Source organism: Rhodanobacter denitrificans, from assembly GCF_000230695.2.
Classification (GTDB): domain Bacteria; phylum Pseudomonadota; class Gammaproteobacteria; order Xanthomonadales; family Rhodanobacteraceae; genus Rhodanobacter; species Rhodanobacter denitrificans.
Genome location: NC_020541.1, coordinates 680,754 through 699,274, shown reverse-complemented (window position 1 = coordinate 699,274; position 18,521 = coordinate 680,754). Strand labels below are relative to the sequence as shown.

General features: G+C 67.3%; 14 protein-coding genes. 13 read left to right on the top strand and 1 reads right to left on the bottom strand.

The window, feature by feature from the left end; all coding sequences use genetic code 11:
• Positions 1–101 precede the first annotated feature (101 nt).
• The 6 genes from R2APBS1_RS03055 (at position 102) to R2APBS1_RS03030 (ending at position 8,537) form a co-directional block, all read left to right on the top strand.
• Positions 102–1,121, top strand: a complete 1,020-nt coding sequence (locus R2APBS1_RS03055; RefSeq protein WP_015446835.1) for a cysteine synthase A — start codon at positions 102–104, stop codon at positions 1,119–1,121.
• A 174-nt stretch (positions 1,122–1,295) separates the two neighbouring features.
• A complete protein-coding gene (locus tag R2APBS1_RS03050; RefSeq protein WP_015446834.1) occupies positions 1,296–2,018 on the top strand; it encodes a 2OG-Fe dioxygenase family protein in 723 nt (240 codons plus the stop codon).
• A 91-nt stretch (positions 2,019–2,109) separates the two neighbouring features.
• On the top strand, positions 2,110–2,472 hold the full coding sequence (locus R2APBS1_RS03045) for a DUF1304 domain-containing protein (protein ID WP_007510794.1): 363 nt from the start codon (positions 2,110–2,112) through the stop codon (positions 2,470–2,472).
• Between the two features lie 14 nt (positions 2,473–2,486).
• The gene (locus R2APBS1_RS03040) at positions 2,487–3,149 is read left to right on the top strand and encodes a M24 family metallopeptidase (protein ID WP_007510796.1); all 663 of its coding nucleotides are present in this window, start codon (positions 2,487–2,489) and stop codon (positions 3,147–3,149) included.
• A 127-nt stretch (positions 3,150–3,276) separates the two neighbouring features.
• Positions 3,277–5,406 carry an elongation factor G gene (gene fusA, locus R2APBS1_RS03035; RefSeq protein WP_015446833.1) on the top strand — a complete coding sequence of 710 codons (2,130 nt, stop codon included), beginning with the start codon at positions 3,277–3,279 and terminating at the stop codon, positions 5,404–5,406.
• Between the two features lie 200 nt (positions 5,407–5,606).
• Positions 5,607–8,537 (top strand): TonB-dependent receptor, encoded by a 2,931-nt coding sequence (locus tag R2APBS1_RS03030; protein ID WP_015446832.1) that lies wholly within the window; start codon positions 5,607–5,609, stop codon positions 8,535–8,537.
• Between the two features lie 67 nt (positions 8,538–8,604).
• Here the strand turns inward: R2APBS1_RS03030 and R2APBS1_RS03025 are convergent, their stop codons facing one another.
• Complete coding sequence (locus R2APBS1_RS03025) at positions 8,605–9,171, bottom strand: manganese efflux pump MntP (protein WP_007510803.1); 567 nt, start codon at positions 9,169–9,171, stop codon at positions 8,605–8,607.
• Positions 9,172–9,482: 311 nt separating this feature from the next.
• On the opposite strand from R2APBS1_RS03025, the gene R2APBS1_RS03020 reads away from it, so the two are divergent.
• From R2APBS1_RS03020 to R2APBS1_RS02990, 7 genes are all read left to right on the top strand, one after another.
• A complete protein-coding gene (locus R2APBS1_RS03020; RefSeq protein ID WP_015446831.1) occupies positions 9,483–10,880 on the top strand; it encodes a M20/M25/M40 family metallo-hydrolase in 1,398 nt (465 codons plus the stop codon).
• A 152-nt stretch (positions 10,881–11,032) separates the two neighbouring features.
• On the top strand, positions 11,033–11,398 hold the full coding sequence (locus tag R2APBS1_RS03015; protein WP_015446830.1) for a toxin-antitoxin system TumE family protein: 366 nt from the start codon (positions 11,033–11,035) through the stop codon (positions 11,396–11,398).
• Positions 11,395–11,745, top strand: coding sequence for an HVO_A0114 family putative DNA-binding protein (locus tag R2APBS1_RS03010; protein WP_015446829.1), 351 nt, complete (start codon positions 11,395–11,397; stop codon positions 11,743–11,745). The genes R2APBS1_RS03015 and R2APBS1_RS03010 overlap by 4 nt, the downstream gene beginning before the upstream one ends.
• A 115-nt stretch (positions 11,746–11,860) precedes the next feature.
• Positions 11,861–12,532, top strand: coding sequence for an aspartate/glutamate racemase family protein (locus R2APBS1_RS03005; protein WP_425477021.1), 672 nt, complete (start codon positions 11,861–11,863; stop codon positions 12,530–12,532).
• Between the two features lie 553 nt (positions 12,533–13,085).
• On the top strand, positions 13,086–14,687 hold the full coding sequence (locus R2APBS1_RS03000; RefSeq protein ID WP_015446827.1) for a peptide chain release factor 3: 1,602 nt from the start codon (positions 13,086–13,088) through the stop codon (positions 14,685–14,687).
• Positions 14,688–14,740: 53 nt separating this feature from the next.
• Positions 14,741–15,637: a CPBP family intramembrane glutamic endopeptidase gene (locus R2APBS1_RS02995; RefSeq protein WP_015446826.1), complete on the top strand. Its 897-nt coding sequence runs from the start codon at positions 14,741–14,743 to the stop codon at positions 15,635–15,637.
• 47 nt (positions 15,638–15,684) lie between these two features.
• Positions 15,685–18,519, top strand: coding sequence for a response regulator (locus tag R2APBS1_RS02990; RefSeq protein ID WP_015446825.1), 2,835 nt, complete (start codon positions 15,685–15,687; stop codon positions 18,517–18,519).
• Positions 18,520–18,521: the final 2 nt, after the last annotated feature.

Here is an 18,521-nt window from a genome sequence, read left to right as displayed (position 1 = left end):
GATCGTGTCATCCGCCGCGGCGACCCTGAGACCCAAGGAAATCCCTTTGGGATGCGGCAGGAAGGGAGCAGAATCGGCACTCCTCCGCCAAACCTTCATCCATGAGCATCCAGCCCGACCTCTCCGCCGCCATCGGCCACACCCCGCTGCTGCGCCTGCGCCACGCTTCCGCCCTGACCGGCTGCGAGATCCTGGGCAAGGCCGAGTTCCTCAACCCCGGCGGCTCGATCAAGGACCGCACCGCGCTGGGCCTGCTGCTGGATGCCGAGCGGCGCGGCCGGATCCGCCCCGGCGGCAGCATCGTCGAGGGCACCGCCGGCAATACCGGGATCGGGCTGGCCCTGCTCGGCGCCAGCCGCGGCTATCGCACGGTGATCTTCATGCCGGAGACGCAAAGCCGCGAGAAGATCGACGCGCTGCGCATCGCCGGCGCCGAGGTGCGGCTGGTGCCCGCGGTGCCGTACAAGGACCCGAACCACTACGCGCACCAGGCCCGCGCCCATGCCGAGGCGGCGAATGCGGCCGACCCGGGCAGCGCGTGGTTCGCCAACCAGTTCGACAACACCGCCAACCGCGACTGGCACGAGGCCACCACCGGGGTGGAGATCTGGCAGGGCGCTGGCGGCCGCGTCGACGGCTTCGTCTGCGCCGCCGGCACCGGCGGCACCCTGGCCGGCGTGGGCCGCGCGCTGAAGGCGCGTAACCCACGCGTGCGCATCGCGCTGGCCGACCCGGCCGGCTCGGCACTGGCCAGCTACGTCAACACCGGCGAGCTCATCGCCAGCGGCAACTCGATCAGCGAGGGCATCGGCTCCAGCCGGGTCACCGCGAACTTCGACAGCGCGCCGATCGACCTGGCCTGGTCGATCCCGGACGACGAATCGGTGCCGCTGCTGCACCGCCTGCTGGCCGAGGAAGGCTGGTGCACCGGCGGCTCCAGCGGCGTCAACCTGGCCGGCGCGATCCGCCTGGCGCGCGAACTCGGCCCCGGCCACACCATCGTCACCGTGCTCGCCGACGCCGGCACGCGCTACCAGGCGAAGCTGTTCAACCCGGCCTTCCTGCGCGGGAAAGGCATCCCCGTGCCGGACTGGCTGGCGCGGGCGTTTCCAGCGCCGTAGGTTGGGGTGAGCGCAGCGAACCCCAACGCGTACCTTCACGGGTGGGTCGTTGGGGTTCGCTGCGCTCACCCCAACCTACGCGTGCTGTTGTTGCACCCGAACGCCTCCCACACAAGCGAATCCTGCAAGCACGCAGCCATCGCCGCTTCATGCGCGTCCTGCTAACGTGATCAGATGACTCCCCACCCCGACACGTCCGCGCTGCACACCCGGCTGCAGCGCGACGGCTTTGCCTTCGTCACCGCCGACATCATGCGCGACCTGCTGCAAGCGCAGGCCCTGACCGACTGGCCTGCGTTCGCCGCCAGCTGGAACGAGCTGGCGCCGGACACCTATCTCGCCGCCAGCGGCCGCCACCGGCGGCGCCGGCATGCCACGTTCTCCGCCGATGCCGACGGCGGCATCCGGCGCGAAGCGCATCAGCCGCACTACCAGAGCCTCAAGTACAACCCGCTGCAGGGCGACATCCAGCGCTGGTTCGAACCGGTGCTGCCGGCGTTCGCCGACGGCGCCAGCCTGCGCCGCATCCTCGGCTTCTGCCGCGACTGCTTCGGCGCGCTGGCGCCGGCCGTGCTCCGCTGGCACGTCGAGGTGCACCAGTTCCGCATCGAGGCGCGTGCCGGCGAGGCCGGCGAGCCCACCCCCGAAGGCGTGCACCGCGACGGCGTCGACTACGTGCTGGTGCTGCTGATCGAGCGCGAGAACATCGAGCGCGGCACCACCACCATCCACGCGTCGGACGGCCGCGAGCTGGGCAGCTTCACCCTCGCCCACGCCTTCGACGCGGCGCTGGTGGACGACCGCCGCGTATTCCACGGGGTCACCCCGGTCACGCCGCTCGACCCCACCCGGCCGGCCCACCGCGACGTGCTGGTGGTGACGTTCAAGGCTGCTTGAGCCCTCCCTGTCTCCGCGTGACCCGTGGAGATAGGGAACCGGCTCCGAGCTGCGCTACGCTGGCGCGTGCCTCGACCACACTGGAGACCGCATGTCCGTCGCCGCCAACCTCGTGATCGGCCTGATCGCGCTGCTGCACGTCTGGTTCCTGATCCTGGAGATGTTCCTGTGGACGCGGCCCTCCGGCCGCCGCGCGTTCGGCACCACGGCGGAGTTCGCCGAACAGTCGAAGGCGCTGGCCGCGAACCAGGGCCTGTACAACGGCTTCCTCGCCGCCGGCCTGGTGTGGGGACTGCTGCTCGGCAACGGCGGCGCCGGCTTCAGCGTCAAGCTGTTCTTCCTCGGCTGCGTGCTGCTCGCCGGCATCTACGGCGGACTGACCGCGGCACGGAAGATCCTGCTGTTCCAGGCCCTGCCCGCGGCGATCGCCCTGGTGCTGATCCACCTCGCCTGACGGCTCGCCGGCCGATGACTTCCCTTCCGCGCGAAATCGTCGGCGCACGCTTCGACCCCGCCCTGATGCAGCGCGCCCGCGAGAAGAGCTGGGCCGCGCTGCACGGCATCCGCGCGCGCATGCATCCGGGCATCAGCGAGATCGAGGCGAAAGCTGCCGCGCGCGAGGTGCTCGGCGCGCTGGGCTGCGAGCGGCTGTGGCATCCGGTGATCATCCGCATCGGCGCCAACACCGTGAAAACCTACCGGCAGGCGTCCGACCCCGGTGTGCGGCTGGGCGAGAACGACAGCTACTTCATCGACCTCGGCCTGGTCTTCGACGGCCACGAGGGCGACGTGGGCGACACCTTCATAGTCGGCCACGCTCCCGGGCGGCAGGCCTGCGCGGAGGCGGCGCGTGCGCTGTTCGGCGAAGTGGCCACGGCATGGCGCTCGCAAGAGCTGAGCGGCCACGCGCTGTATGCGTTTGCCGGCGAACGCGCCGAGGCGATGGGCTGGCGGCTCAACCACGCGATCAAGGGCCACCGCGTCGGTGACTTCCCGCACGCGATCCACCAGGGCGGCGATCTCGGCGACCTGGAAGCATCGCCATCGGGCGGTTTGTGGATACTGGAAATCCAGATCGCACACCCGACGGAACCGTTCGGCGCGTTCCACGAGGATCTGCTGACGGCGTAACGCGCCCGCTCCCTACCGGAAACCGGCGGCCGGAACCCTCCGTTTCCTCATTGAAAAAGCCCGCGCCGGGCAACATGTGAACGATCCCCTCGCTGCCTTCGCGCAGCCCCTCTCCGGAGTCCAGCCCGTGGCCCGCAAGAAACCCCTGAGCCTGTACCGCAACATCGGCATCATCGCCCACATCGACGCGGGCAAGACCACGACCACCGAGCGCATCCTCTACTACACCGGGCGCAAGCACCAGATCGTCGACGTGCACGACACCAAGGACGGCAAGGGTTCCACCACCACCGACTACATGGAGCAGGAGCGCAAGCGCGGCATCACGATCCAGTCGGCGGCGGTGACCGCCGAGTGGAAGGGCCACCAGATCAACGTGATCGACACGCCCGGACACGTCGACTTCACCATCGAGGTGAACCGCTCGCTGCGCGTGCTCGACGGCGCGGTGGTGGTGTTCGACGGCGTCGCCGGAGTGGAGCCGCAGACCGAGACCAACTGGCGCCTGGCCGACCAGTACAAGGTGCCGCGCATCTGCTACGTCAACAAGATGGACCGCATCGGCGCGAATTTCGCGCATTGCGTGAAGGGCATCCGCGAGCGCCTGGGCGCCAACGCGCTGCTGTGCCAAATCCCCCTGGGCAGCAGCGACGAATTCGTCGGCATGGCCGACCTGGTCGCCGGCGTGGGCTATCTGTGGGCCTCCGACGACAAGGACAGCGTGTGGGAAAGCGTGCCGCTGGAGCAGCTCAAGGCCCGGCTGACGTTCGGCGCCAGCGCCGACACCGCATGGATCGCCGACCTGCCGAAGCTGCGCCAGGACCTGCTGGAAACCGCGCTGGCGCTGGACGACGACGCCTTCGAGCGGCTGCTGAACACCGGCGAGTTCGACCCGGCGGTGCTCAAGCGCTGCATCCGCCAGGGCACCGTCACCGGCGCGCTGGTGCCGGTGCTGTGCGGCTCGTCGTACAAGAACAAGGGCGTGCAGCAGCTGCTGGACGCGGTGGTCGACTACCTGCCCTACCCGGGCGAGAACGGCGGCATCGCGATGGTCGACGAGGACGGCCACGTCGTCGGCGAGCAGGCCGTCACCGACGACGCGCCGGCGCGCGCGCTGGCGTTCAAGGTGATCAACGACCAGTTCGGCACGCTCACCTTCTGCCGCATCTATTCCGGCGTGATCAGGAAGGGCGACACCCTGCTCAACGTCACCCGCGGCAGGAAGGAGCGCATGGGCCGCATCGTCGAGGTGCAGGCCGACGACACCCGGGAGATCGACGAGGTGCGCGCCGGCGACATCTGCGCCTTCGTCTCGATGAAGGACACCGAGACCGGCGACTCGCTGGCCGACCCGGCGCACCCGGCGCTGCTGGAGCGCATGCGCTTCCCCGAGCCGGTGATCAGCGTGTCGGTGGAACCGAAGAACCGCAACGACGTCGACAAGCTGTCCAGCGCGCTCTACAAGATGGTCAAGGCCGACCCGTCGCTGAAGCTCGAAGTGGACCAGGAAACCGGCGAGACCGTGCTCAAGGGCATGGGCGAACTGCACCTGGAGGTGACCATCGATCGCATGCGCACCGAGCTGGGCGTGGAAGCGAACATGGGCAAGCCCCGGGTCAGCTTCCGCGAGGCGTTCGGCAAGACCGTCGAACACACCTACACGCACAAGAAGCAGACCGGCGGCTCCGGCCAGTTCGCCGAAGTGACGATGATCTTCGAGCCGGGCGAGCCGGGCTCGGGCGTGGTGTTCTCCGACGAGGTGGTCGGCGGCCGCGTACCGCGCGAGTACATCCCGGCGGTCGAGCACTCGGTCAAGGCCGAAGCGCAGGAGGGCCAGGTCGCCGGCTACGAGGTGGTCGACTTCAAGGCGCGCCTGATCGACGGCAAGTACCACGACGTCGACTCCTCCGCGCTGGCGTTCGAGATCGCCGCGAGGCAGTGCTTCCGCGAGGCGCAGAAGCTCAGCAAGCCGAAGCTGCTGGAACCGATCATGCACCTGGAAGTGGTGATGGAGGCGGACTACCTCGGCGACGTCATCGGCGACATCAACCGCCGCCGCGGCAGCGTCAGCGACCAGGGCCACAAGGGCAGCTCCGCCTTCGTGCAGGGTTTCGTGCCGCTGGCCGAGATGTTCGGCTACATCAACTTCCTGCGTTCGGCCACCCGCGGCCGCGGCACCTTCAGCATGGAGTTCGACCACTACCAGGAGGTACCGGCCGGCATGGTGGAGAAACTGATGGAGAAGGAGGCGAAATAGCGCTTCACGCCTTGGCACGTTCCGCACCGCGGAATGCTGCATCGCAGCGCCCGCCGCCTACTCCCTCGAACATGTATGCAGGAAAAACAGGCACGCACACCCGGGCACGATCGAGCGGTAGCATAAGCCTGCCCGTAGATCCGCCTCCGCGGGCACCCGAGTGCCGGGTGGGGCACTCGCCATCTCGATCGAGGGACTCCATGAATTCTTGCCGCATGTCGCAGGCGCCGCGTGCGCCGTTCGTCCGTTTCCGTCAGCGGCCGTTGGCCGCCTCCTGCGCCGCCGTGCTGCTCGGCCTGGCACTGAGCGCTCCGGCCTCGGCCCAGCAGGTGCCGCCGCAGCCGGCGCCGCAGCCGACCGACAGCCAGGCCGCACCGGCCAGTCCCAACGCCAAGGTCGCCGACAAGAAGAACAAGAAATCCGAGAACACGGTCAGCAACCTCGACGCGGTCATCGTTACCGGCATCCGCGCCAGCATCGAGAACTCGCTGAAGGCCAAGCGGAACTCGGACAACATCATCGAGGCGATCTCCGCCGAGGACATCGGCAAGCTGCCGGACGCCAGCATCGCCGAAAGCCTGTCGCGCGTGCCGGGCCTGGCCACGCAGCGCCTGAACGGCCGCGCCAACATGATCTCGATCCGCGGCCTGGACCCCGGTTTTGCCGGCACCACGCTGAACGGGCGCGAGCAGGCGACCATCGGCGAAAACCGCGGCGTCGAGTACGACCAGTACCCGTCCGAGCTGATCAGCGGCGTGGCGATCTACAAGACGCCCGATGCCAGCCTGATCGGCCAGGGCCTGTCCGGCACCGTCGACCTGCACACGATCAAGCCGCTGGACCTGCCCGGTCCCGCCTTCGCGGTCAACCTGCGCGGCGAGCACACCACCAACGGCAAGCTCAACCCGGGCAGCGGCGTCGGCGACATGGGCCACCGCGCCAGCATCTCCTACATCAACCAGTTCTTCGACCACACCCTGGGCCTGGCGGTGGGCTTCGCCCACCTCGACTCGCCGATCCAGGAAAAGCAGTACCAGGCCTGGTGGTGGAGCATGAACAACGGCCCAGGCAGCGCCGAGGACAACTGGGGCGCGCCGCACACGCCCGGCATGCCCGACGGCGTGATCTCGCAGGAAGGCATGCAGCTGCGCGCGCAGTCGCTGAACCAGAAACGCAGCGGCCTGATGGCCGTGCTGGAGTGGGCGCCGGGCGACCACTACCACTCCACCCTGGACCTGTACCACTCCATCTTCGGCGAGAAGAAGTTCACCAACGGCGCGCAGTGGTCGAGCAACCCGTGGGACAACGTCAGCTACTCTAACGTCGGCGTCACGCCGGCGCAGCCCTACCCGATCGTCACCTCCGGCACCATCAGCGGCATCGCGCCGATCCTGCAGAACCAGTACACCAAGGAACACGACAAGCTGTTCTCCGCCGGCTGGAACAACCAGTACGACTTCGACAACGGCTGGACCGCCACCGCCGACCTGTCGTACTCCAGCGCGAAGAAGAAGCTGCACGACGCCTACCTGTTCACCGGCCTGGCCGGCGGCGCGTTCACCAGCGTCGACTTCCGCACCCCGGCCGGCAACGGCTACCCGTACTTCTCGCCGGCGGTGAACCTGGCCGACCCGTCCAAGGTGGTGTTCACCGACCCGGATGGCTACGGCTACAACGGCCGCCAGGAGTTCGATACCCAGAAGGACACCATCAAGGCGGTGCGGCTGGAAGTGAGCCACCCGCTGGGCTGGATCTTCAGCAGCATGAACCTGGGCGTGAACTACTCCGACCGCACCAAGACCAAGCAGGCCGACGTGCAGTTCGCCTGGTTGAACGGCAACGGCTCCACCAGGGACACCTACGACAACCACTTCAGCGCGCCGGTGAACCCGGCCTTCCTGTGGGCGCCGACCTCGCTCGGCTACGGCGGCATTCCCGGCATACTCAGCTACGACGTGCTGGGCGCGCTGGCGAACCAGTTCTACCTGACCGAGCGCAACGGCCAGGGCGACTGGAGCCGCAACTACACGGTGGAAGAGAAGGTCCCGGTGGCCTACGCCAAGTTCAACATCGAGACCACGCTGGGCAGCGTGCCGCTGACCGGCAACGTGGGCGTGCAGTTCGTGCGCACCGACCAGTCCTCCACCGCGCTGCAGACCAATGGCGACACGCTGGTCGGCAGCATCAACGACGGCACGAAGTACAACAACGTGCTGCCCAGCCTGAACCTGGTGGCGCACCTTACCGACCGCCAGTACCTGCGCTTCGGCTTCGCCAAGACCATGGCGCGCGGGCGCATCGACGACGAGAAGGTCGCCACCTCGGCCGGCCTGTCGAAGGTGCAGAACGGCCCGGCCGCCGGCCAGGTGCTGTGGTCCGGCAGCGGCGGCAACCCGAAGCTGAAGCCGTACGTGGCGGTGGGCACCGACCTCTCCTACGAGTTCTACTTTGGCAAGTCCAGCTACTTCGCCGCGGCGGTGTTCAACAAGAACCTGCTGAACTACATCTACAACCAGACGGTACTGGACCACGATTTCAAGAACTACATCAACAACGACCCCACGCTGACGGCGACCAGCGACAAGGGCTCGTTCACCATGCCGCTGAACGGCACCGGCGGCAAGATGCAGGGCCTGGAGTTGTCCGGTGCGCTGGAAGGCGGCCTGCTGGCGCAGGCGCTGGACGGCTTCGGCGTGCAGGCCAACTTCTCGCTGACCAACAGCAACATTCCGAAGAATTCGATCTCGTCGATCCCCGGCGGTCCCTCGACCTTGCCCGGCCTGTCGCGCAAGGTCGCCAACCTGGCGCTGTACTATGAGAAGTACGGCTGGTCGGTGCGCGTGGCCGAACGCTACCGCTCGTCCTTCACCGGCGAGGCGGTGGCGCTGTTCGACCAGCTCGGCTACACCAAGATCCTGGCCAACCGGCAGACCGACCTGCAGCTCGGCTATGCGTTCTCCGAGGGCAGCCTGAACGGCCTGTCGCTGCTGCTTCAGGTCAGCAACCTCAGCAACACGGCGGACAAGAGCGTGCAGATCTCCGGCCTGCCCAATGGCGTGCAGGTAACACGCCCGCTGGAGTACGACACCTGGGGCCGCACGGTGATGCTCGGAGTGAACTACAAGCTGTAGGCCGTCCGGCAACACGGCAGGACCATGGAACCCGGGGAGCGATCCCCGGGTTTTTCATGGGCGTCCGTCAGGCGGAAAGATGCTCGTACAGGATCACCGCGCCTACCCCGACCAGGATGACGCCGCCGATGATCTCCGCGCGCCGGCCGACCATCGCGCTCAGCACGTGGCCGAGCATGATGCCCAGCGTGACCATGCCGAACGTGCACAGGCCGATCACCAGCGCCACCACCGCGATCGGCGTGTTGACGAAGGCCAGCCCCACGCCCACCGCCAGCGCGTCGATGCTGGTGGACAGGCCGGTGATGGCGAGGCCGACGATGCCGTGCTGCTTCGCCTCGTCGACCGGCTCGCCAGAATCCGGCTTCAGTCCGGCCCAGACCATGTGCAGGCCCAGCACCAGCAGCAGGCCGAACGCGATCCAGTGGTCCCAGGCCTCGATGTAGCGCGCGGCGCCCTTGCCCAGCAGCCAGCCGAGCACCGGCGTGATTGCCTCGATCACGCCGAAGATCGCTCCGGCGCGCATGGCCTGGCTGAGCCGTGGCTTGGTCATGGCGGCGCCCTTGCCGATCGCCGCGGCGAACGCGTCGGTGGACATGGCAAAGCCGAGCAGCAGGATGGAAATGGGATTCATGGGTTGCCATTCGGTCGGGCCAGGCGCAACGGCACGACGGCGCGCCCCACCGCCGTGGCGCCGTCAGCCGTTGGTCTCGCCAACCAGGATCGGTGTCTTCGCCACGGCCGCACGGGCCGAGCATGTTGACGAAGACGCCCCGCCGCAGCGAGGCAGGCTACTCCCCAAGGGGTGTCGCGCTGGCGGCAGCACCGCCAGCGCGGCGGCAAGGTTAGCACAGCAGCGCAGGCGGTACCCGCGCGGCAGATGCAGGCGTGCGAGACGTCGCGCATACTCGGTGCTTCGTTCATGACGTCGACAGGGGATCTTGTATGAAAGCACCACGAGCACTCGGGCCCGCCGCCGCGGCCGCGCTGGTCTTCTGCGCCGGCATCGGCATGGCCCACGCCGGCAGCGCCGCCGAGGCACGGCCGGAAACCATGGCCATGCTGAAACACGCCATCGGCATCCACACCGTTCAGGGCGAGCACCAGGTGCCGGTGCTGGCCGCCTATCTGGCGGACAAGCTCAAGGCCGCCGGCTTCCCTGCCGGCGACGTGGAGATCATCCCGGTGGGCGAAACCGCCGCGCTGGTCGCGCGCTACCGCGGCACCGGCGAAGGCAGGCCGATCCTGCTGTCCGGGCACATGGACGTGGTGGCGGCCAAGCGCGCGGACTGGACCCGCGACCCGTTCACCCTGATCGAGGAGAACGGCTACCTCTACGGCCGCGGCACCGCCGACATGAAAACCGCGGTGGTGGTGCTGGTCGAAACGCTGATCCGGCTCAAGCGCGAGGGTTTCAAGCCGCGCCACGACCTGATCCTGCTGCTGTCCGGCGACGAAGAGACCACCATGGCCTCGACCCGCGAGCTGGCGAAGCGCTATCACGACGCCGAATTCCTGCTCAACGCCGACGCCGGCGGCGGCACCCTGAATCCCGATACCGGCAAGCCCGCGCTGTACCAGATCCAGGCCGCCGAGAAGACCTATGCGGACTTCCGGATCGGCCTGACCTCGGCCGGTGGGCACTCCAGCGAACCGAACAACGACAACGCGATCTACCGGCTGGCGCGCATCATCGACCGCGTCGCCGGCTACCAGTTTCCGCCGCTCAGCAACGAGATCACGCTCGCCTCGCTGCGTGCGCTCGGCGCCCACACGCCCGGCCCGCTGGGCGCGGCGATGACCCGCTTCGCCGCCCGCCCCGACGATGCCGCCGCGGCGGCCACCATCTCCGCCGATCCCGCCTACGTCGGCCAGATCCGCACCACCTGCGTGGCGACCATGCTCAACGGCGGCCACGCGCTCAACGCACTGCCGCAGAGCGCCAGCGTCAACATCAACTGCCGCATCTTCCCGGGCACGCCGGTCGACAGCGTGCGCGACACGCTGGTCAAGGTGATCAACGACCAGTCCGCCACCGTCACCGTGCTGCCGCCCCCGCCGGTGGAAAGCCCCGCCTCGCCACTGCGCCAGGACGTGATCGCCGCCGTCACCGCCGCCGTGCACGCCCGCTTCCCCGGCGTCGAAGTGGTACCCGGCATGTCCGCCGGCGCCTCCGACAGCATGTACTTCCGCAACGCCGGCGTGCCCAGCTACGGCATCGATGCCGCCTTCACCAAGCCCGACGACACGTTTGCCCACGGGCTCAACGAGAAGCTGCCCGCTTCGGAGGTCGAAGCCGGGCTGGAGTTCTGGCATCGGGTGTTGGTGCAGTTGGCGAAGTGACGTAACTGGCAGAGCCGGCGTCATGCCGGCTCCCGATCTCGGACAAATGTCGGAACGGCCGAACCTGACTCCGTGCTCATGGAGCGGCATGCGACCAGCCGCCACGAACCTCGGCGGAATTCATTCAAGTTATCATCGGATGATATATAGTCATGTCAAAGGAAGACGTGGGACTGGAAACGCTGCTGTTGCTCAACGGCGAGATCTACGATCAGGGAAACGGTTACTGGATCAAGATCGAGGCATGGCGTATCGAGGCGAACGAGCATGTGCCACACGGCATACGCTACGCGCTGACATTGCATGATCGCTACGGCACGCGGTTGCTCGGTTTCGACAATGCGCATGTCGTCAAGCCACCGAAGCGCAAGCGCCATGCAGGCCGGCGTCTGGCCTACGACCATCGACATCGTCACGTCAGCGACAAGGGCATACCGTACGAATTCACCAGCCCGCAGCAATTGCTGGAGGACTTCTTCAACGAAGTCGATCGCGTACTTGAGGAAACGAAATCATGAAAAAGCTGGTCATCGGCATCGCATCCCAACAAGCCATCCGCGCCCGCGCACTGGCCATAGCGCGCGGCGATCATCAGCCACGCCCCAACGAGCCGAAGATCTGGTTCACCTCCATGCGCTCGCTGGCCGAAGTGCTGTCCGACGACAACCGCGCATTGCTGCGTGTGATCAGGGAGCAGAAGCCCGAATCACTGAGCCAGCTCGCCGAGTTCACCGGGCGCGCGCCCAGCAATCTTTCACGGACGCTCAAGACGATGGAACGCTATGGTCTGGTCGAAATGCGCCGCACGCTGCGTAACGTGCAGCCCATCGCCACGGCCAGCGAATTTGTGATTCAGGCGGCGTGAAGTCGACGATTTAAATGAACTTGGCCCCTTTATTCTTTGCCGCTTGACTCCAGAGTCGGGCATCACAAGCTCTCGTACAGGAGTGTTCGTGAAGACGATTGGCCTTATCGGCGGTATGAGTTGGGAATCGACCGTTACCTATTACCGTCAGATCAACGATACGATCAAAGAGCGCTTGGGCGGTCTGCATTCGGCAAAGGTCGTCCTCTACAGTGTTGACTTCCACGAGATTGAGCGACTTCAGCGCGCCGGTGACTGGGAAGCTGCCGGAGTCATTTTGGCCGCTGCTGCTCGCTCACTTGAGGCAGCTGGTGCAGCCTTCTTGATACTGTGCACAAATACGATGCACAAGGTGGCCTCCACCATTGAGGCGGCCGTCTCCATCCCACTGCTTCACATTGCCGATCCAACGGCCGCCGAAATCAGACGGGCGGGCCATTCAACCGTTGGCCTAATCGGTACGCGGTTCACCATGGAACAGGCCTTCTACCGTGACCGCTTGAGTATGCGTCACGGCCTTCGGGTCATCGTTCCCGATGCGGAGGACCGTGAGACTATTCACCGCATCATTTACGAAGAGCTGTGTTTGGGAAACATCAAGTCGGAGTCTCGCGGCGAATATCGAAGAATCATGGGAATACTCGCGTCCCAGGGCGCACAAGCCATCATTCTTGGGTGTACGGAAATATCGCTTCTGGTCAACCAGCAAGACTCCGAGGTCCCTCTGTTCGACACTACCGCCATTCACGCACGCACAGCCGCCGACGAGGCTCTATCCCGGGAGTGAACGGGGCCAGGTTGGAGTTACCAACGACCATTCTTGGCCGAATCGAGATATCCGTACACTTGGGAATGGCGTTCAAGGGAGAGGCTCTGGCGATCGGCTCTTCCGCCACCGCGCAGCGGTGGCGTACCAAGTTGCGCGCCAGGATGGCGCGCTGCTCTACCCGAGGCCCCTGTGCGGGAGTGAGGTGGGGACGACAGGCCCCGCAGGGGGAATCGGCAGGATGCCGATTCCTTTTCACCAGCACAGGAATGTTCTGTCGAAAAGCCCGGCCCGCCTCACGGACTTGCCGCCCATGGATGGGCGGCAAGCGCCAAGCGGGGTGTCGTTTTCTCTTGGGTACTTCTCTTTTGGGCAAGCATAAAGAGAAGTACCTCGGGCGCCGCAGGCGCACGAAAGCTCTTCGCTTTGAATCACCCATCAAAAGGCGACAGCATCGCCCGCGAGCGGGCTCCTACAACGAGGTCGCGAGGTGGTTGCCGCGGGAGAGGGAGCAAGAGGCCCCACCCCGATCCACGCTACAATTGCCGGTTCGCGCTCCAGCCGACCCGCCTCCATGCCCTCGCATCTCCAAGAAACCCGCCGCCGCCGCACCTTCGCCATCGTCAGCCACCCCGACGCGGGCAAGACCACGCTGACCGAAAAGCTGCTGCTGTTCGGCGGCGCGATCCAGATGGCCGGCTCGGTGAAGAGTCGCAAGACGTCGCGCAGCGCCACCTCGGACTGGATGGCGCTGGAGAAGGAGCGCGGCATCTCGGTGACCTCGTCGGTGATGCAGTTCCCGTACGAGGGCAAGATCGTCAACCTGCTCGACACCCCCGGCCACGCGGACTTCTCCGAGGACACCTACCGCGTGCTGACCGCGGTGGACTCGGCGCTGATGGTGATCGACTGCGCCAAGGGCGTGGAGGAGCGCACGATCAAGCTGATGGAAGTCTGCCGGCTGCGCGACACGCCGATCATGACCTTCATCAACAAGCTCGACCGCGAGGGTCGCTCGCCGATCGAACTGCTGGACGAGGTGGAGTCGGTGCTGGGCATCGCCTGCGCGCCGGTGACCTGGCCGATCGGCATGGGCAAGCGGCTGAAGGGCGTGTACCACCTGGCGCTGGACGAGGTGCACATCTTCGAGCAGGGCAAGAATTTCACCCGGCAGGACTCGACCATCTTCAAGGGCCTCGATGCGCCCGGCCTGCTGGAGAAGATCGGTGCCGAGGCGATGCGCGAGCTGCGCGAGGAACTGGAGCTGGTGCAGGGCGCCGCGCCCTCGTTCGACCTCGACGAATACCTGGCCGGCCGGCAGACGCCGGTGTTCTTCGGCTCGGCGGTGAACAACTTCGGCGTGCAGCTGCTGCTGGACTTCTTCGTCGAGTACGCGCCCAGCCCGCGCCCGCGCGCCACCACCACGCGCGAGATCCAGCCGGAGGAGGAGAAGCTCTCCGGCTTCGTGTTCAAGATCCAGGCCAACATGGACCCGGCGCACCGCGACCGCGTGGCGTTCATGCGCGTGTGCTCGGGCACCTACAACGCCGGCATGAAGATGATCCAGACCCGCACTGGCAAGGAGGTGCGCATCGCCAACGCGCTGACCTTCATGGCGTCCGACCGCGAGATCGTGGAGACGGCGTACCCGGGCGACGTGATCGGCCTGCACAACCACGGCACCATCACCATCGGCGACACCTTCACCGAGGGCGAGCTGGTCACCTTCACCGGCATCCCGAACTTCGCGCCGGAACTGTTCCGCCGCGCGCGGCTGCGCGACCCGCTGAAGATGAAGGCGCTGCAGAAGGGCCTGGCGCAATTGAGCGAGGAAGGCGCGACCCAGTTCTTCCGCCCGCTGATGTCGAACGACCTGATCCTGGGCGCGGTCGGCGTGCTGCAGTTCGAGGTGGTCGCCTACCGGCTGAAGGACGAGTACAACGTCGACGCCAGCTTCGAGCCGGTGACGGTGACCACCGCACGCTGGGTGCACTGCGACGACCCGAAGAAGCTGGAGGAGTTCCGCGAGAAGAACGCGATGAACCTGGCACTGGACGCGGCCGGCGAGCTGGTCTACATCGCGCCGACGCGGGTCAACCTGCAGCTGGCGCAGGAGCGCTGGCCGCAGGTGCGCTTCGCCGCCACGCGCGAGCACGCGGCGGCGGTGGAGCTGTAGCCGCCGCGCCACCGCGCTGCTAACGTGCACGGCTTTGCCGGGGGAGCCCAAACATGCACGAGCAGGCCATCGCCTTCACCACGCCGTCCGCGGCGCCGCGCTGGCAGCGCTGGCTGCTGTTCTCGCCGCTGGCGCGGATCGTGATTTTCGCGGCCTGGTTCGTCGGCCTCATGATGCTGGCACAGTTCGGTTTTCATCTGCTGGGTTGGGGCAAGGGCACGCCGGCGCCACAACTGGCCATCGCACAATTCGTCGCCCGTGCGCTGGTGCCGCTGGCCGCCTACCTGCTGCTGGTGAAAGGCGTCGAACGCCGCCCGCTCGCCGAGCTGGCGCCACGCCGGCTGCTGCCGCAGGGCCTGTCCGGCGTGCTGTTCGGGTTGCTGCTGTTCAGCGCCGTGGTGGCCACGCTGTGGCTGCTGGGCAGCTACCGCGTGACGGGCAGCAACCCGGACGCCGCATGGGTGAATGCCCTGCTGGTGGTCGGCCTGGGCGCCGGCATCGGCGAGGAGATCATTGCCCGCGGCGTGATCTTCCGCATCGTCGAGGAAGGCCTGGGCAGCTGGTGGGCGCTGCTGATCTCGGCGCTGTTCTTCGGCGCGGCGCACATCGCCAACCCCGGCGCCACGCTGTGGAGCTCGGCGGCCATCGCGATCGAGGCCGGCCTGCTGTTCGGCATGCTCTACCACGTCACCCGCTCGCTGGCGGCCTGCATGGGCCTGCACGCGGCGTGGAACTTCGCCCAGGGCACGGTCTACGGCATCCCGGTTTCCGGCAGCGACGCCGACGGCTGGCTGATCTCCACCCGCAGCGGCCCGGACTGGCTGAGCGGCGGCGCGTTCGGCGCCGAGGCCTCGGTGGTCGCGCTGGTGCTGTGCTCGCTGTGCACGCTCGGCCTGCTGGTGGTGGCGCGGCGGCGCGGCTCGATCGTGCCGCCGGTCTGGCGCCGCTGAGTCGGCGAGCGCCACCCGACCTGCGGCAGGCGCGGCGGCAAACTGCGATGATGATCCGCATGCCCCTGACCCAAACGTCCAACTCCTGGCTGGCCGACCGGCCGCTGCAGCACAAGATCGTGCTGGCCATCGGCCTGCTGCTGGGGCTGTTCCTGCTGGCCAGCGCGATCAGCCTGTACTCGCTGCGTCAGCAGGACGAGGACCGCCGCTGGGCCACGCATACCTATCAGGTGCTGCTGCAGCTGGACCACGTGCTGCAGACGATGCAGGCCAGCCAGGTTGGCGCCCGCGGCTACCTGCTGACCCAGGACGCCGCGCAGCGCGATGCCTTCGAGAGCGCCAACCAGGATCTGCGCACCCATATCGCCCGGCTGCGCGAGCTGATGTCGGACAACCCGCTGCAGCTGTCGCGCATCGACAAGGTGGAGGAAATGGCGGCGCTGTGGCAGCGCGAGTTCCGCAGGGGGGTGATCGACACCCTCGCCGGCCTGGACGCGAACGATCCGGCGCAGGCCGCGCTGCAGCGGCTGCGCATCCAGTCCGACTACCTGAAGCACCGCAGCGTCAGCGTGCAGGAGATCAGCGACGTCATCGGGCAGATGACGCTCGACGAGGAGCGGCTCCTGGCCACGCGCAACCAGCGTCTGGACCGGACCCTCGCCATCACCCGCGCAGTCAATTTCGTGGCGGCGCTGCTCGCCATCCTGCTCGGCGTGACGGTGATCCGGCTGACCCTGCGCCTGGTCACCCGCCCGCTGCGCAGCCTGACGGATCAGCTGACCCGGCTGGCGAACCACGACCATGATTTCGAGATCCGCCGGATCGACCGCCGCGACGAAATCGGCGAGATCGCCCGCGCACTGCAGGTGTTCCGGCAGATGTCGGTGGACACCCAGGCACAGAGCTGGATCAAGGAACAGGTGTCGTCCATCTCCCACCTGCTGCTGCAGGCCACCACGCACAAGGAGTTCGCGCAATGGCTGACCAGCGCGCTGGTGCCGCTGTGCAAGGCCGGCGTAGGCCTGTTCTACTCGTACGACGATGCGCGCCAGCGGCTCGACCTGATCGGCAGCTACGGCCTGCGCCTGAGCCACCGCTCGGCCGACCAGTACCTGCCGGGCGAAGGCCTGGTCGGGCAGTGTGCGATCGAGCGCAAGGCAATCATCCTGGACGACGTGCCGGCCGACTACCTGCACATCGACTCCGGCAGCGGCGAGGCCCTGCCCAGCCACCTCGCGATCCTGCCGGTGCTGTATCGCGACACCCTGATCGGCGTGCTGGAACTGGCCGGCTTCACCCCGTCGACCCCGCTGATACGGCAGCTGCTGGACGAACTGCTGCCCGTGGTGGCGCTGAGCCTGGAGAACCTCAACCGCACGGCCAGCGTGCAGGGGCTGCTGCTGCGCACGCAGGAACAGGCCGACGAGTTGCGCGTGTCCGAACTGGTGATGCGCCAGCAGAAGGAAGTGCTGCGCGACAACAACGACGCGCTGCAGGCGAAGACGGAAGAGCTGGAGGAACAATCGCGGCGGCTGATCGCCTCCGAGGAGGAGCTGCGCATCCAGGCCGGCGAGCTGCAGGCGTCGAACGAGGAATTGCGCGAGATGACCGAAAGCCTGAACCGGCAAAAATATGTGCTGGAAGACCTGCAGCAGGAAACCGCCGACAAGGCCGCCGAGCTGGCGCAGGCCAGCCAGTACAAGTCCGAGTTCCTCGCCAACATGTCGCACGAGCTGCGCACGCCGCTGAACAGCCTGCTGATCCTGTCGCGCGACCTGGCCAGCAACGCCCGCGGCAACCTGGACGCGGAACAGGTCGAATCGGTGCAGATCATCCACGACGCCGGCAACAGCCTGCTGCGCCTGATCAACGACATCCTCGACCTGTCCAAGATCGAGGCCGGCAAGATGGAGCTGGTGATCGACGAGCTGCCGCTGGCCGGGCTGGTGCAGCGCCTGCGCCGCGCGTTCGCCCACGTCGCCGCGCAGAAATCGCTGGGATTCACGCTGGACATCGAAGCCGGGCTGCCGACGAGCCTGCGCACGGATTGTGCCCGGCTCGAACAGATCGCCAACAACCTGCTCGGCAACGCCTTCAAGTTCACCGCCGAGGGTGCGGTGAGCCTGCACATCGGCCGCCCAGGCCAGATCGACGTGCCCGACCCGCTGCGTGGCCGGCCACTGCTCGCGCTGACCGTCAGCGACACCGGCATCGGCATCCCCGCCGACAAGCTCGAACACATCTTCAACGCGTTCGAGCAGGTGGACGCCGGCACCAGCCGGCAGTTCGGCGGCACCGGCCTGGGCCTGGCCATTTCGCGGCGGATGGCGAGGATGCTCGGCGGCGACCTGGTCGTGCGCAGCGAACCTGGCCGCGGCAGCCGCTTCACCGTGCTGTTGCCGGAGGAACCACCGGCGACCGCGCCGACGAAGCCTGCCGCCGCCGTCGAGCGGCAGGCCGCCGCACCGCACGCGGCGACCGCCCCATCGGCGGCAGCCGGCGACGCACTGGCCGGCCGCCGCGTGCTGCTGGTAGACGACGACATGCGCAACCTGTTCGCGCTGTCCAAGGTGCTGCGCGGCTGGGGCATGCAGGTGAGCCTGGCGCAGGACGGCGCCAAGGCGCTGCGCATGCTGGCCGAGGAAGCCATGCCGGAGCTGCTGCTGATCGACATCATGATGCCGGGCATGGACGGCTACGAGATGATCCGCACGATCCGTGCGCAGGCGCGCTACGGCGACCTGCCGATCATTGCGCTGACCGCCAAGGCCATGCAGGGCGATCGCGAGAAGTGCCTGACGATGGGCGCCAGCGACTACCTGTCCAAGCCGATCGACCTCGACCGCCTGGCGGCCACCCTGCTGGCCTGGCTGCGGCGCTGAGC

What these genes read in the sequence shown, in the direction of transcription:
- R2APBS1_RS02995 (WP_015446826.1), top strand. Translation starts at nt 14,741, where the DNA reads ATGCACGAGCAGGCCATCGCCTTCACCACGCCGTCCGCGGCGCCGCGC.
- R2APBS1_RS03055 (WP_015446835.1), top strand. Translation starts at nt 102, where the DNA reads ATGAGCATCCAGCCCGACCTCTCCGCCGCCATCGGCCACACCCCGCTG.
- R2APBS1_RS02990 (WP_015446825.1), top strand. Translation starts at nt 15,685, where the DNA reads ATGATGATCCGCATGCCCCTGACCCAAACGTCCAACTCCTGGCTGGCC.
- R2APBS1_RS03050 (WP_015446834.1), top strand. Translation starts at nt 1,296, where the DNA reads ATGACTCCCCACCCCGACACGTCCGCGCTGCACACCCGGCTGCAGCGC.
- R2APBS1_RS03000 (WP_015446827.1), top strand. Translation starts at nt 13,086, where the DNA reads ATGCCCTCGCATCTCCAAGAAACCCGCCGCCGCCGCACCTTCGCCATC.
- R2APBS1_RS03010 (WP_015446829.1), top strand. Translation starts at nt 11,395, where the DNA reads ATGAAAAAGCTGGTCATCGGCATCGCATCCCAACAAGCCATCCGCGCC.
- R2APBS1_RS03015 (WP_015446830.1), top strand. Translation starts at nt 11,033, where the DNA reads ATGTCAAAGGAAGACGTGGGACTGGAAACGCTGCTGTTGCTCAACGGC.
- R2APBS1_RS03005 (WP_425477021.1), top strand. Translation starts at nt 11,861, where the DNA reads ATGAGTTGGGAATCGACCGTTACCTATTACCGTCAGATCAACGATACG.
- R2APBS1_RS03030 (WP_015446832.1), top strand. Translation starts at nt 5,607, where the DNA reads ATGAATTCTTGCCGCATGTCGCAGGCGCCGCGTGCGCCGTTCGTCCGT.
- R2APBS1_RS03020 (WP_015446831.1), top strand. Translation starts at nt 9,483, where the DNA reads ATGAAAGCACCACGAGCACTCGGGCCCGCCGCCGCGGCCGCGCTGGTC.
- R2APBS1_RS03045 (WP_007510794.1), top strand. Translation starts at nt 2,110, where the DNA reads ATGTCCGTCGCCGCCAACCTCGTGATCGGCCTGATCGCGCTGCTGCAC.
- R2APBS1_RS03025 (WP_007510803.1), bottom strand. Translation starts at nt 9,171, where the DNA reads ATGAATCCCATTTCCATCCTGCTGCTCGGCTTTGCCATGTCCACCGAC.
- R2APBS1_RS03040 (WP_007510796.1), top strand. Translation starts at nt 2,487, where the DNA reads ATGACTTCCCTTCCGCGCGAAATCGTCGGCGCACGCTTCGACCCCGCC.